This window comes from Pseudomonas sp. Y24-6, from assembly GCF_020295325.1.
Lineage (GTDB): Bacteria > Pseudomonadota > Gammaproteobacteria > Pseudomonadales > Pseudomonadaceae > Aquipseudomonas > Aquipseudomonas gregormendelii.
This window is the reverse complement of sequence record NZ_JACBXG010000014.1, coordinates 29315-43255: the sequence shown is the minus strand read 5'-3', so window position 1 is coordinate 43255 and position 13941 is coordinate 29315. Positions and strand designations below refer to the sequence as shown.

At 60.7% G+C, this 13941-nt stretch carries 14 protein-coding genes; 10 read left to right on the top strand and 4 right to left on the bottom strand.

Annotated elements, in window-relative coordinates; all coding sequences use genetic code 11:
• The first annotated feature begins 7 nt into the window (after window positions 1–7).
• From HYI44_RS23465 to HYI44_RS23445, 5 genes are all read left to right on the top strand, one after another.
• Window positions 8–649, top strand: a complete 642-nt coding sequence (locus tag HYI44_RS23465) for a tetratricopeptide repeat protein (protein ID WP_122837627.1) — start codon at window positions 8–10, stop codon at window positions 647–649.
• Window positions 642–1793 (top strand): outer membrane protein assembly factor BamB, encoded by a 1152-nt coding sequence (bamB, locus tag HYI44_RS23460; protein WP_045057728.1) that lies wholly within the window; start codon window positions 642–644, stop codon window positions 1791–1793. The genes HYI44_RS23465 and bamB overlap by 8 nt, the downstream gene beginning before the upstream one ends.
• 234 nt (window positions 1794–2027) lie before the next feature.
• Window positions 2028–3497, top strand: a complete 1470-nt coding sequence (der, locus tag HYI44_RS23455; protein ID WP_045057729.1) for a ribosome biogenesis GTPase Der — start codon at window positions 2028–2030, stop codon at window positions 3495–3497.
• A gap of 224 nt (window positions 3498–3721) precedes the next feature.
• Complete coding sequence (locus HYI44_RS23450; protein WP_225570634.1) at window positions 3722–4870, top strand: pyridoxal phosphate-dependent aminotransferase; 1149 nt, start codon at window positions 3722–3724, stop codon at window positions 4868–4870.
• Window positions 4858–5649, top strand: a complete 792-nt coding sequence (locus tag HYI44_RS23445) for an amidohydrolase (protein WP_122837630.1) — start codon at window positions 4858–4860, stop codon at window positions 5647–5649. Before HYI44_RS23450 ends, HYI44_RS23445 begins: the two co-directional genes overlap by 13 nt.
• Before the next feature lie 214 nt (window positions 5650–5863).
• Here HYI44_RS23445 and leuA read toward each other — a convergent pair whose 3' ends face one another.
• From leuA to HYI44_RS23430, 3 genes are all read right to left on the bottom strand, one after another.
• A complete protein-coding gene (leuA, locus tag HYI44_RS23440) occupies window positions 5864–7543 on the bottom strand; it encodes a 2-isopropylmalate synthase (protein ID WP_225570633.1) in 1680 nt (559 codons plus the stop codon).
• Window positions 7544–7907: 364 nt separating this feature from the next.
• Window positions 7908–8411: a L,D-transpeptidase family protein gene (locus HYI44_RS23435; RefSeq protein WP_045057733.1), complete on the bottom strand. Its 504-nt coding sequence runs from the start codon at window positions 8409–8411 to the stop codon at window positions 7908–7910.
• A 110-nt stretch (window positions 8412–8521) separates the two neighbouring features.
• Window positions 8522–9073 carry an NUDIX hydrolase gene (locus tag HYI44_RS23430; RefSeq protein WP_122837632.1) on the bottom strand — a complete coding sequence of 184 codons (552 nt, stop codon included), beginning with the start codon at window positions 9071–9073 and terminating at the stop codon, window positions 8522–8524.
• 146 nt (window positions 9074–9219) lie between these two features.
• Here HYI44_RS23430 and HYI44_RS23425 point away from each other — a divergent pair, with 146 nt between their 5' ends.
• The 5 genes from HYI44_RS23425 to purT all read left to right on the top strand — a co-directional run bounded on the left by HYI44_RS23425 (window position 9220) and on the right by purT (window position 12484).
• Complete coding sequence (locus HYI44_RS23425) at window positions 9220–9819, top strand: CoA pyrophosphatase (RefSeq protein WP_045057735.1); 600 nt, start codon at window positions 9220–9222, stop codon at window positions 9817–9819.
• Window positions 9820–9872: 53 nt separating this feature from the next.
• A complete protein-coding gene (locus HYI44_RS23420) occupies window positions 9873–10397 on the top strand; it encodes a gamma carbonic anhydrase family protein (RefSeq protein ID WP_225570632.1) in 525 nt (174 codons plus the stop codon).
• Window positions 10394–10597: a DUF1289 domain-containing protein gene (locus HYI44_RS23415; RefSeq protein ID WP_225570631.1), complete on the top strand. Its 204-nt coding sequence runs from the start codon at window positions 10394–10396 to the stop codon at window positions 10595–10597. Before HYI44_RS23420 ends, HYI44_RS23415 begins: the two co-directional genes overlap by 4 nt.
• Window positions 10598–10734: 137 nt before the next feature.
• Window positions 10735–11202 carry a VUT family protein gene (locus HYI44_RS23410; RefSeq protein ID WP_045057738.1) on the top strand — a complete coding sequence of 156 codons (468 nt, stop codon included), beginning with the start codon at window positions 10735–10737 and terminating at the stop codon, window positions 11200–11202.
• 100 nt (window positions 11203–11302) lie between these two features.
• Window positions 11303–12484 carry a formate-dependent phosphoribosylglycinamide formyltransferase gene (purT, locus tag HYI44_RS23405; protein WP_201148427.1) on the top strand — a complete coding sequence of 394 codons (1182 nt, stop codon included), beginning with the start codon at window positions 11303–11305 and terminating at the stop codon, window positions 12482–12484.
• Between the two features lie 115 nt (window positions 12485–12599).
• On the opposite strand, the gene HYI44_RS23400 is transcribed toward purT, so the two are convergent.
• The gene (locus HYI44_RS23400) at window positions 12600–13916 is read right to left on the bottom strand and encodes an MFS transporter (RefSeq protein ID WP_122837638.1); all 1317 of its coding nucleotides are present in this window, start codon (window positions 13914–13916) and stop codon (window positions 12600–12602) included.
• Window positions 13917–13941: the final 25 nt, after the last annotated feature.

Below are 13941 nucleotides of genomic sequence, written 5' to 3'. Positions count from 1 at the left end.
TATTGGGGTGTCGAGTACCGAAGACGAAAACCTGGCGGATTTGAAGGATTGGTGGACACGCAACGGCAAGCCCCTGGTTACTGGCGGCCTGTTGGCGCTGGTCATCGTGTTCGGCTGGCAGGCCTTTCAGAAGTATCAGGGCAATCAGGCACAAAGTGCCTCGATTCTCTATCAGCAATTGCTCGAAACCACGCTGACCCCTGACGGCAAGCCTGATGCAGCCCGTGTTTCGGACCTGGCCGGCAAGCTCAACAGCGAGTTCGGCGGCACCGCGTACGCGCAGTACGGCAGCCTGTTCGTGGCCAAGGTCGCAGTCGACAGCGGCAAGCTGGATGACGCGGCAACTGAACTCAAGGCGATTATTGCCAAGCCGGCCAACCCGGCACTGGGCGAAATCGCCCGTCAGCGCCTGGCGCAGGTTCTGGCCGCGCAGGACAAGGCTGATGAAGCCTTGAAACTGCTCGAAGGCGACGCCGACACTGCATTCCTGGCGACCCGCGAAGAGCTCAAGGGCGACCTGCTGGTGAAGCTGGGTCGTACCGATGAAGCAAACGCGGCGTATCAAAAAGCCAAGGCGGCACTGTCGGATGAAGCGGCAGTAGGTGGCCTACAAATCAAGCTGGACGACCTGGCCAAAGGGGATGCGTGACGTGATCCGTTGGAAACATGCAGCATTGCTGGCCCTGGCCATTTTGGCCGCGGGTTGCAGCAGCAACAGCAAAAAGGAATTGCCACCGGCCGAGTTGACCGACTTCAAAGAAGAAGTGGTTCTGCAGAAGCAGTGGAGTCGTTCGATCGGTGACGGTCAGGGCGAAACCTATAACATGCTGGTCCCGGCGATCGATGGCGACACCATCTATGCCGCCGACGTCACCGGTGTGGTGATGTCGATGGATCGCAGCAATGGCGACGTCAAATGGGAAAAAGATCTTGAGCTGCCAGTTTCCGGCGCCGTTGGCGTGGGTTACGGGCTGGTCATGATCGGCACGCTCAAAGGCGAAATCGTTGCCCTGGATGCCAGCAGCGGTGAAGAGAAATGGCGCGCTCGCGTGTCCAGCGAAGTCCTCGCGCCGCCTGCCAGCAATGGTGATGTGGTGGTGGTTCAGACTCAGGATGATCGTCTGATCGGCCTGGATGCCGCCACCGGCAACCAGCGCTGGTTGTATGACAGCACTCCGGCGGTCCTGACCCTGCGCGGTACCAGTGCTCCGATCGTGACCAACCGCCTCGCGGTGGCTGGCCTGTCGACCGGTAAAGTGGTGGCTTTGGACATCTCCAACGGCGTGCCGGTCTGGGAACAACGCGTTGCCATTCCACAGGGTCGTTCGGAACTGGAGCGTGTGGTCGACATCGACGGCGGCTTGCTGCTGTCCGGCGGTACGCTCTACGTGGCCAGCTACCAGGGTCGCGTTGCGGCACTGGACCTGGAAAGCGGTCGTCAGCTCTGGCAGCGTGATGCTTCCAGCTATGCCGGTGTCGCCCAGGGTTTTGGCAGCGTCTACGTGAGCCTGTCGTCGGGCACCGTTGAAGGCGTCGACGAACGTACCACCACAGCCTTGTGGACCAACGATTCGCTGGCTCGTCGTCAACTGTCGGCTCCGGAAGTGTTCTCCAGCTACGTGGCTGTCGGCGACCTGGAAGGCTACCTGCACCTGCTGAGCCAGGTGGACGGTCGCTTCGTCGGCCGCGAGCGCATCGACAGCGACGGCCTGCGTGCCCGACCGCTGGTGGTGGGTGACATGATTTATGTGTATGGCAACAGCGGCAAACTGGAAGCCCTGACCATCAAGTAAGAACTATGCTTGGGGTTTAACCCCCAAGCGGCTTCACCGTTCGCAAACTGTAGGAGCGAGCTCGCTTGCGAAGGACGTCAACGATAACGTTGGCTTCTTGGATAAACGCAGTGTCTTGGCGTTTTTCGCGAGCAGGCTCGCTCTTACAGGAAAGCACGCAGTGATTGCCCCGAGCACCAGCCGCTGCCTAGCAGCGGCTTTTGTATTTTCTGAAATAACGAAGTGGAGAGCCGCATGGTTCCCGTAATCGCCCTGGTGGGCCGACCCAATGTCGGCAAGTCCACCTTGTTCAACCGCCTGACCAGGACTCGTGACGCCATCGTCGGCGACTTGTCCGGTCTGACCCGTGATCGCCAATACGGTGAGGCCAAATGGCAAGGGCGTTCCTACATTCTGGTCGACACCGGCGGTATCTCCGGTGACGAGCACGGTATGGACGAAAAAATGGCCGAGCAGTCGCTGCTGGCCATTGAAGAAGCGGATGTGGTGTTGTTCCTGGTAGATGCCAAGGCCGGTTTCACCGCCGCCGACCAGATGATCGCCGAGCATTTGCGCAAACGTAACAAGCGCTCGTACGTGGTTGCCAACAAGGTCGACAACATCGACCCGGAAATGGCCCGCGCCGAATTCGCCCCGTTGGGCATGGGTCACGCGATCCCGATCGCCGGCGCCCATGGTCGTGGCATCACCCAGATGCTGGAAATCGCCCTCAGCGACTTCCCGAGAGACGAAGAAGAGCCGGAAGACGGCGAAGAAGAGATCGTTGCCGAAGGTGAGGAAGCCAAGCGCATTCCTGGCCCAAGCGAAAAAGACGGGATCAAGATCGCTATCATCGGCCGTCCGAACGTCGGCAAGTCGACCCTGGTCAACCGCATGCTCGGTGAAGACCGGGTAATCGTCTATGACCAGCCGGGTACCACTCGCGACAGTATCTACATCCCGTTCGAGCGTAACGACGAGAAGTACACGCTGATCGACACCGCAGGTGTGCGCAAGCGCGGCAAGATCCACGAAGAAGTTGAAAAATTCTCCGTGGTGAAAACCCTGCAGGCGATCAAAGACGCCAACGTGGTGATCTTCGTCATGGACGCCCGCGAAGGCGTGGTAGATCACGACCTCAACCTGCTGGGCTTTGCCATCGAGTCGGGTCGTGCGCTGGTTATCGCGATCAACAAGTGGGACGGCATGACGCCGAGCGAGCGCGACTTCGTGAAGATCGAGCTGCAACGTCGACTGTTCTTCGTTGACTACGCCGACATCCACTTCATCTCGGCGCTGCACGGCACCGGCGTGGGTAACCTCTACGCTTCCGTACAGAACTCGTTCAAGTCCGCGGTTACCCGCTGGCCGACCAACCGCCTCACCCAGATCCTGGAAGATGCGGTCGGCGAGCACGCGCCACCGATGGTCAACAACCGCCGGATCAAGCTGCGCTATGCCCACTTGGGTGGGGCCAACCCGCCGATCATCGTGATCCACGGTAATCAGATCGAAAAGGTGCCGAAGTCTTACGTTCGTTACCTGGAAAACACTTATCGCCGTGTCCTGAAGCTGGTCGGTACGCCGATCCGCATCGAGTTCAAAGGCGGCGAGAACCCGTACGAAGGTAACAAGAACTCGCTCACCGACCGCCAGGTCAACAAGAAACGCCGGATGATGTCGCACCACAAGAAGGCCGACAAGAAGCGCCGCGACAAGCGCTGATTCAAGGCTTGTCCGGCTCCTGTGGGAGCGGGCTTGCCCGCGATGAACGAAAACGCGGTGTATCTGTTACATCGTGGTGCGGCCATCGCGGGCAAGCCACGCTCCCACAGGATCGGGCTCCAAAAAGGGCGCTTATGGCGCCCTTTTTTTATGGGCGCCGTATGGGCTATCCTCGGGCTCTCCCGCGCCGCCGTTAGAGCCGGGTGCAGAGCAGGGAATCACCGATGATCACCAGTAAGCTGCCGAATGTCGGCATCACTATCTTCACTCAGATGTCGCAGCTCGCGGCGCAAACCGGCGCGCTGAACCTGTCCCAGGGTTTTCCCGATTTCGATGCCCCGCAGGCGCTGTGCGACGCGGTCGGCCGGCACATCGCCCAGGGCCACAACCAGTACTCGCCAATGACCGGCCTGCCGGCCTTGCGCCAGCAGGTAGCTACCAAGATCGCTCGCAGCTACGGTATCAACGTCGATGCCGACAATGAGGTGACGATTACCCCGGGCGCCACCCAGGCGATCTTCTGCGCGATCCAGGCGGTTATCAACAGCGGCGACGAAGTCATCGTATTCGACCCGTGCTACGACAGTTATGAACCGTCGGTCGAGCTGGCAGGCGGTCGTTGTGTGCACGTGCAGCTGGGGCTGGATGATTTCGCCATCGACTTCCGGAAACTCGCTGAAGCCATTACGCCGCGTACGCGGATGATCGTGCTCAACACCCCGCACAATCCTAGCGGCGCACTGATCAGTCGCGCCGAGCTGGATCAACTGGCCCAGTTGATCCGTGATCGTGATATCTACCTGATCAGCGACGAGGTCTACGAGCACCTGGTGTTCGACGGCGTGCCCCATGTCAGCGTGCTGGCGCACGAGGAGCTGTACCAGCGCGCCTTCGTGATCAGCTCCTTCGGCAAGACCTATCACGTCACCGGTTGGAAAACCGGCTACGTGGTCGCTCCACCGGCCCTCACCGCGGAAATGCGCAAGGTTCACCAGTACGTCAGCTTTTGCGGCGTCACTCCACTGCAGTTTGCCCTGGCCGACTTCATGGCCGAGCACCCTGAACATGTCGAGGAGCTGCCGGCGTTCTATCAGGCCAAGCGCGACCTGTTTTGCGATTTGCTGGCGCCCTCGCGATTCAGCTTCAAACGGGTCGCGGGCACTTATTTCCAGCTGGTCGACTATTCGCAGATTCGCCCGGACCTCAATGACGTCGACATGGCGCTTTGGATGACCCGCGAACACGGCGTGGCCAGTATCCCGATCTCGGTGTTCTACCAGAGCCCGCCCGCAGGCCAGCGCCTGATACGCCTGTGCTTCGCCAAACGCGAGGAGACCCTGCGTGAAGCAGCGGAAAAACTATGCGTGATCTGAGTGCCTTGCCGAACCTGACCATCGCGTTGGTCCAGACCACGCTCGCCTGGCATGACCGCCAGGCCAACCTGGAGCACTTCGAGCAGTTGCTGGAGCAGGCGCGTGGCGCCGACCTGATCATCCTGCCGGAAATGTTCACCACCGGTTTCTCCATGGAATCCCAGACCCTGGCCGAGCCGGAGAACGGCCCCACCAGCAAATGGCTGCGGCTGCAGGCGGCGAAGTTCGACGCGGTGATTACCGGCAGTGTCATCGTGCAAGCCAGTGATGGCAGCCATCGCAATCGCCTGTTATGGGCGCGCCCGGACGGCGAGGTGCTGCACTACGACAAGCGCCATCTGTTTCGCATGGCGGGTGAGCACAACCACTACACCCCGGGCGAGCGTCAGGTGCAGTTCGAATTGAAAGGCTGGCGGGTGCGGCCGCTGATTTGTTATGACCTGCGATTCCCGGTCTGGAGCCGGGACGCGCAGGACACCGACCTGTTGCTGTACACCGCAAACTGGCCTGGTGCACGGCGCCAGCACTGGAACCGCTTGCTGCCGGCGCGGGCGATTGAAAACCTGTGTTATGTCGCGGCGGTGAATCGCGTGGGCACCGACGGCAAGGGCTTTGCCTACACCGGGGACAGCCAGGTGCTGGATTTCCAGGGTGAGACGTTGCTGGGCGCGGGGGAGGCCGATGGAGTGTTTCAGGTGGTGCTGGATGCGGCGGAGCTGGCGGCCTACCGCACGCGGTTTCCAGCGAATCTGGATGCGGATACGTTCGAGTTCACCTGAGACCGGAAAAGATCGCAGCCTTCGGCAGCTCCTACGGGCGACCGCATTCCAGGGCAGGATAGGCCCGAAAAGATCGCAGCCTTCGGCAGCTCCTACAGGGACCGCATTGCAAGGTAGGAGCTGCCGAAGGCTGCGATCCCTTGATCTTCAAACAGCACAAACAAAAAGGCCCCCAGGTTCTCACCCAGGGGCCTTTTGCATTACAGCCAAAGCCTTACGCCGCTTTCGCTTCCGGCTGGCTCAGCGAGCGGTTCAGCGCGCTGAACAGGGCCTTGAAGCTGGCGGTGGTGATGTTCTCGTCGATACCCACGCCGTGCACAGCACGCTCACCATTGACTCGCAGTTCGATGTAGGCCGCTGCCTTGGCATGGGTGCCCGCGCCGATCGCGTGTTCGTTGTAGTCCATGATTTCCACCGGAATCGGCAAGCCGGCCACCAGGGCCTCCAGGGCGCCGTTGCCCTTGCCGTTCCAGCGCAGGTTGTTTTCACCCTGGCCTTTGCTCGACACTTCGACTTCCACCGAGCTGTTGCCGTTCTCTTCCTGCAGGCGATGGCTGACCAGCGCATAAGGGGTGTTGGCTTGCAGGTATTCACGCTGCAGCAAGGCGTAGATCTGTGGTGCGGTCATCTCCAGGCCAACGCGGTCGGTTTCGGCCTGGACAACCTGGCTGAACTCGATCTGCATGCGACGCGGCAAGCTGATGTCGTATTCCTGTTCCAGCAGGTAGGCGATACCGCCTTTGCCCGACTGGCTGTTGACGCGGATCACCGCCTCATAGCTGCGACCAATGTCGGCCGGATCGATCGGCAAGTACGGCACTTCCCACAGGGTGCCTTGTTTCTGCTGGGCAAAGCCCTTGCGGATAGCGTCCTGGTGCGAGCCGGAGAACGCGGTGTGGACCAGATCGCCGACGTACGGGTGACGCGGGTGCACCTGGATCTGGTTGCATTCCTCGACGACCTTGCGCACGCCGTCGATGTCCGAGAAATCGAGCTCAGGGTGTACGCCCTGGGTGTAGAGGTTCAGTGCCACGGTCACGAGGTCGACGTTACCGGTGCGCTCGCCATTACCGAACAGGCAGCCTTCGACGCGATCCGCGCCGGCCATCAGGCCCAGTTCGGTAGCGGCAACGCCCGTGCCGCGGTCGTTGTGGGTGTGCAGGCTGATGATCACACTGTCACGACGGTTGATGTGACGACCGAACCATTCGATCTGGTCGGCATAGATGTTCGGGGTGGCGCATTCGACGGTGGCCGGCAAGTTGAGAATCATCTTGTGCTCGGGCGTCGGGTTCCAGACCTCGATCACTGCGTCACAGACTTCCTTGGCGAACTCCAGCTCAGTGGCGCTGAAGGTTTCCGGCGAGTATTCGAAGGTCCATTCGGTGTCCGGCTGCTGGGCGGCGTATTTGACGAACAGCTTGGCCGCGCTGACGGCGATTTCCTTGATGCCGTCCTTGTCCTGGTTGAACACGATGCGACGGAAAGACGGCGAAGTCGCGTTGTACAGGTGAACGATGGCTTTTTTCGCCCCGCGCAAAGATTCAAAGGTGCGCTCGATCAGGTCTTCACGGCCTTGGGTCAACACCTGGATGGTGGTGTCGTCCGGGATGTGGTTGCCTTCGATCAAGGTGCGCACGAAGTCGAAGTCGGTTTGCGAAGCGGCCGGGAAGGAGGCTTCGATTTCTTTCACGCCGACCTGCACCAGGGTTTTCCAGAAACGCAGCTTTTTAACCGCGTCCATAGGCTCGATCAGCGACTGGTTACCGTCGCGCAGGTCCGAGCTGCACCAGATCGGCGCCGCGGTGATGGTCTTCGACGGCCAGGTGCGGTCCGGGATATCGATGGTCGGAAACGCGCGGTACTTCGAAGACGGGTCTTTGAGCATGCTCATCGGGAAATCCTTGTTGTAGGGGCCGAAAAAAGGCGGCCTGCCGGTGGATCAAAAGTTCTGGGGATGAAGCGTAGGACGAGGCACCGCGGTTCAGCCCGGCAGTCGTGCACTGACAAGGCACAGACTGCGGTGCTGGCGAAGCTGAATGAGGGTGTGAGAGGTTTTCATGCCTTCAACCCTAACCGCGAGGGTGAAGGTTGGCAAGCGGTCGAAAAAAATTGAGAGGAATACTCTTGGGCAAGCCTTTAGCGAGATTTAATTGCTTGGATCAGCCCTGATTGTTCTAATGATTGCTGGCGGTTTAAACACCGCGCAATCGAACTGGCGTGCTTTGCACTCTCCAGGTCTGGGTTGCAATGGGCCGTTACGGACGAATTTCGATCATTGTTCCATCTGGCACCAGGCCCCACACTTCTCGCATGTCCATATTGCGCATGGCGATGCATCCGTCGGTCCAGTCCAGGGTATGAAACAGGTTCTCCGGGTAGTCGTAGGAATCGGGCGTGCCGTGGATCATGATCATGCCGCCCGGTGGTACGCCTTCGCGCAGCGAGCGCGCAGAGTCGGCCGCATTCGGGTAGGAGATGTGCATGGCCAGATTGAAGCGGTCGCTGACCTTGCGCCAGTCGACCCAGTAGAAGCCTTCCGGGGTGCGCTTGTCGCCTTCCATCAGCTTGGCGCCCTTGGGCTGCTTGCCCAGGGAAATGCGGTAGGTTCGCAGCGCCTTGCCGTCGGCAATCAATTGCAATTGATGAGCGGATTTAAGCACCAACACTTTTTCGATCGGTTTGCCATCCAGGGTCACCACGGTGGAAGCCTGGGACACGGCAATGAACGACAGGCAGAACAGGGCAAGCAACCAGCGCATTAAAACGATATCCCTAAGAGGTGTTGCGACTATCTAATTGTAGGTGCTGCCTCAGGCTTGAGCCGCAGGCGGGCGATCTTTTGCTTTTGCAAAAAATTTCACATTCCGAATCAAACAATAACCGGCTGGGCCAGCGGCGGAATCGATTCCGACCGCACGGGGTAGACCTCCGACCGCCGGTCAGCGAAGAAGTATTCTAAAGTACGCCCCACCGTGCGGAAAGCCAGGTCGGACCAAGGGATGTCCGCTTCTTCAAAAAGCCGGACTTCGAGGCTTTCTATGCCTGCTGCGAAATCCAGGTCCACCAGTTCGGCGCGGTAGAACACATGCACCTGGCTGATGTGCGGCACGTCGATCAGCGTATAGATGCAGAGGTCGCGGACCCTGGCACAGGCTTCTTCGGCGGTTTCGCGAATGGCGGCCTGTTCGATGGTCTCGCCGTTCTCCATGAACCCGGCGGGCAGGGTCCAGTAGCCCAGTCGCGGCTCGATGGCCCGTCGGCACAACAATACCTTCGAGCCCCAGGTGGCCACGCAGCCGGCGACGATGTTGGGGTTCTGGTAGTGGATGGTGTGACAGCTGTCACAGACAAACCGCAGGCGCGAATCGCCCTCGGGAATGCGTTGTGTCACCGGGTTGCCGCACTGGCTGCAAAATTTCATGCTTGGGTTCCTGAATGCTGTGCCTATCTTGGCGTGCGGCGGTGTCGGTCGGCAAGTTGTCGTTTCGCGACAGACGGCCGTTCGGGGCTTGGGCGGTCGGTGTGATTGGTGCATGATGCAGGGTAAGGCACAGATCGAGATCACTCATGCTGGACGAGCTACTGCATCGGGTAAGCAACCACACGCCGCGAACCCTGGAAACCGACAAACGTTTTCCCGAGGCCGCCGTATTGGTGCCCATCACCCGCAGTGACGAACCGGAACTGGTTCTGACCCTGCGCGCCAGCGGGCTCTCGACCCATGGCGGCGAAGTGGCGTTTCCCGGAGGCCGCCGCGACCCTGAAGACCCGGACCTGATTTTCACCGCCCTGCGCGAAGCCGATGAAGAGATTGGCCTGCCGCCCGGGCTGGTCGAAGTGATTGGGCCTCTGAGCCCGCTGATCTCGCTGCATGGCATCAAGGTCACGCCTTATGTCGGGGTGATCCCGGATTTTGTCGAGTATCGGGCCAACGATGCCGAGATCGCGGCAGTGTTCAGTGTACCGCTGGAGTTTTTTCGCGAGGACCCGCGCGAACACACCCACCGCATCGATTATCAGGGCCGCAGCTGGTATGTGCCGAGCTATCGATACGGCGAGTACAAGATCTGGGGCCTGACGGCGATCATGATCGTCGAGTTGATCAACCTGCTGTATGACGCGAAAATCAGCCTGCACCAGCCGCCCAAAAGCTTTATCAATACCTGAAGCCATCATTCGTATGGCAATACCCGAGCCGGCCTGGCCCTGAGGACAACACGATGAAATACCGCCTGGGCGACGCCCGAGTCGAAACCCATCCGCAGAGCTGGGTAGCCCCCAACGCCGTGCTGGTGGGCAAGGTCAAACTGGAAGAGGGCGCCAACGTCTGGTTCAACGCAGTGCTGCGTGGCGACAATGAATTGATCCTGATCGGCAAGAACAGCAACGTCCAGGACGGTACGGTGATGCACACCGACATGGGCTACCCGTTGACCATCGGTACCGGCGTGACTATTGGCCACAATGCCATGCTGCATGGCTGCACGGTCGGGGATTACAGTTTGATCGGTATTAATGCGGTGATTCTCAACGGCGCGAAAATCGGTAAAAACTGCATCATCGGTGCCAATTCGCTGATCGGCGAGGGCAAGGAAATTCCCGATGGCTCCCTGGTGATGGGCTCGCCGGGAAAGGTGGTGCGCGAGTTGACCGAACAGCAAAAGAAAATGCTCGAGGCCAGCGCTGCTCATTACGTGCACAACGCCCAGCGCTATGCCCGCGAGCTGGCTGAGCAGGAAGAATGACCACTTCAGAACCACCGGTCCGCTCACCGTGCGTGAATGTCTGTGCGCTGGATGACGATGACATCTGCACCGGTTGCCAGCGCACGGTCGAGGAGATCACGCGCTGGAGCCGGATGGATAATGACGAGCGGCGCAAGGTCTTGGGGCTTTGCCATGAAAGGGCGAAGTCCAGCGGGCTGGTGTGGATGCTTGGCAAGTAACTCCGGACATTATCGCGCCCCTTGTAGGAGCGAGCTGGCTCGCGAAAACCTGAGGGCGCTATGGGGTACCTGATTTTACGCGTAATCGTTAACGTCCTTCGCGAGCAAGCTCGCTCCTACAGGTGTCTTTTCGTCCCATGCTTTTTTTGATCGCCTACATCAGCAGCGTCGTGCTGATCAACTACGCCTTTTCCACCGCCCCGCACCTGGACATCATCTGGTCGGCCTGGGGTGGCCTGGTATTCGTGCTGCGCGACATGGTGCAAACGCGCTTTGGGCACGGCGCAATCATCGCCATGCTGGCCGCGCTGGTGTTGTCCTATGTCACCTCCGATCCGTCCATCGCCCTGGCCAGTGCCACGGCGTTCGCGGTCTCCGAGTGCATTGACTGGCTGGTGTTCAGCATCACCAGGCGCCCGCTGCACGATCGCCTGTGGATAAGTTCGGCGCTGAGCATCCCTCTCGATACGTTCATCTTCTTTGGCATGATCGACGCGTTCACCCCAGCCGTGATCCTCACCGCCATGGCCTCGAAGTTCGCGGGCGTGACGGCCGTCTGGTTGATCATGGCCTGGCGCCTGCGCAAGCAGGCTGTCGCCAGCTGAAGCCAAAACCGCAGGTTCATGTAAAATGCCGCGCTTTCTCCCCATGGGAAGCGCGCCAGGCGCTGCCTCCCTCGATGATCCGCTTCTTTGAGGACTTGAGATGACCCGTATCGGAACTCCATTGTCGCCGACCGCGACCCGCGTATTGCTGTGTGGCTGTGGCGAGTTGGGCAAGGAAGTGGTGATCGAGCTGCAACGCCTGGGCGTTGAAGTGATCGCCGTGGACCGCTATGCCAACGCACCGGCCATGCAAGTGGCGCATCGCAGCCACGTGATCAATATGCTCGACGGTGCCGCCCTGCGAGCGGTCATCGAAGCAGAAAAACCGCACTTCATCGTGCCGGAAATCGAAGCCATCGCGACCGCCACCCTGGTCGAACTGGAAGCCGAAGGTTTCACCGTGATCCCTACCGCGCGTGCCGCGCAGCTGACCATGAACCGCGAAGGCATCCGCCGCCTGGCAGCTGAAGAGCTGGACCTGCCCACTTCGCCGTACCACTTCGCCGACACCTTCGAGGATTACAGCAAGGCGGTCGAAGACCTCGGCTTCCCGTGCGTGGTCAAGCCAGTGATGAGCTCGTCGGGCAAGGGCCAAAGCCTTCTGCGCAGTGTCGATGACGTGAAGGCCGCGTGGGATTACGCGCAAGAAGGCGGCCGCGCCGGCAAGGGGCGAGTGATCGTCGAGGGCTTCATCGATTTCGACTACGAAATTACCTTGCTCACCGTGCGCCACATTGGCGGCACCACGTTCTGTGCTCCGGTGGGGCATCGCCAGGAGAAGGGCGATTACCAGGAGTCCTGGCAGCCACAGGCGATGAGCCCGATCGCGCTGGCGGAGTCCGAGCGCGTCGCCAAAGCCGTGACCGAAGCCTTGGGTGGCCGCGGCCTGTTTGGCGTCGAGTTGTTCATCAAGGGCGACCAGGTGTGGTTCAGCGAAGTGTCGCCGCGCCCACACGACACGGGCCTTGTGACGCTGATTTCCCAGGACCTGTCGCAGTTCGCGCTGCACGCCCGGGCCATTCTTGGCCTGCCGATCCCGTTGATCCGTCAGTTCGGGCCTTCGGCTTCGGCGGTGATCCTGGTGGAAGGGCAGTCGACCCAGACGGCATTCGCCAATCTTGGCGCTGCGCTGAGCGAGCCGGATACGGCGTTGCGGTTGTTCGGCAAGCCTGAGGTCAACGGCCAGCGCCGCATGGGCGTGGCGCTGGCGCGGGATGAGTCGATTGAAGCGGCTCGGGCGAAGGCTACCCGTGCTTCGCAGGCCGTCGTAGTAGACCTCTAAACCGAGGCGCGGCATTCGCCGGCAAGCCCGCTCCCACATGGGATTGGGGTCGTACACACAATTGGTGGACAACCCGAAATCCTGTGGGAGCGAGCTTGCTCGCGATGGCGGCCTGTCAGGCCACTCGATTCAAATCGTTATCCCGCGTTTCCTTCAAGCACAGCACCGCGATCAGGCTTAACACCGCCGCCCCCGACACATACCCCCCGACATAACTCAGCCCGCCCATCGCCACCAGCTTCTGCGCGAAGAACGGCGCTGCCGAGGCTCCGACGATTCCGCCCAGGTTGTAGGCCGCCGACGCGCCGGTGTAGCGCACATGGGTCGGAAACAGCTCGGGCAACAGCGCCCCCATCGGCGCAAACGTTACGCCCATCAGAAACAGCTCGATGCACAGGAACAGCGCAACGCCCCAGGTCGAACCCTGGGTCAGCAGCGGTTCCATCAGAAACCCCGACAAAATCGCCAGCACGCCGCCGACAATTAACACCGGTTTACGCCCGTAGCGGTCGCTGGCCAAGGCAGAGAGCGGCGTCGCGGCTGCCATGAACAGTACGGCGAAGCACAGCAGGGCCAGGAAGGTTTCGCGGGTGTAGCCCAGTGTCGATACGCCATAGCTCAGCGAGAACACGGTCGAGATATAGAACAACGCGTAGCAGACCACCATCGAACCGGCACCCAGCAACATCGGTGCCCAGTACTGGCTGAACAGCTCGACCAGGGGGATTTTCACCCGTTCCTGGCGCGCCATGGCATTGGCAAATACCGGGGTTTCGTGGAGTTTTAGGCGTACATACAGGCCCACCATGACCAGTGCCGCACTCAGCAGGAAGGGAATCCGCCAGCCCCACGAGCGGAACTGTTCGTCGCTCAGGGTCATTGCCAGGGTCAGGAACAGGCCGTTGGCAGCGAGGAAGCCGATCGAAGGCCCCAGTTGGGGAAACATGCCGAACCAGGCTCGCTTGCCTTTGGGCGCGTTCTCCGTCGCCAGCAGTGCTGCGCCGCCCCATTCGCCGCCAAGCCCCAGGCCCTGGCCGAAGCGCAGGACGCAGAGCAGGATGGGCGCCCAGGCGCCGATGCTGGCGTAGCCCGGGAGTACGCCGATCAGCGTGGTGCACACGCCCATCAGCAATAGCGAGGCTACCAGGGTCGATTTGCGCCCGATGCGGTCGCCGAAATGGCCGAACAGCGCCGAGCCCAGGGGCCTGGCCAGGAAGGCGATGCCGAAGGTCAGGAAGGCCGACAGCATTTGCGCAGTGCCGGAGGTCTGGGGGAAAAATACCGGGCCGATCACCAGCGCCGCGGCGGTGGCATAAACGTAGAAGTCGTAGAACTCGATGGCGGTGCCGATAAAGCTCGCCGTGGCTACCCGGGTGGCGGAGTTGGTGGGTTGTGCTGGCGTGGTTTCGCTGTAAGTCGTGCTGGTTGTCATGCGTTTATCCCTGACAGTCATGTGC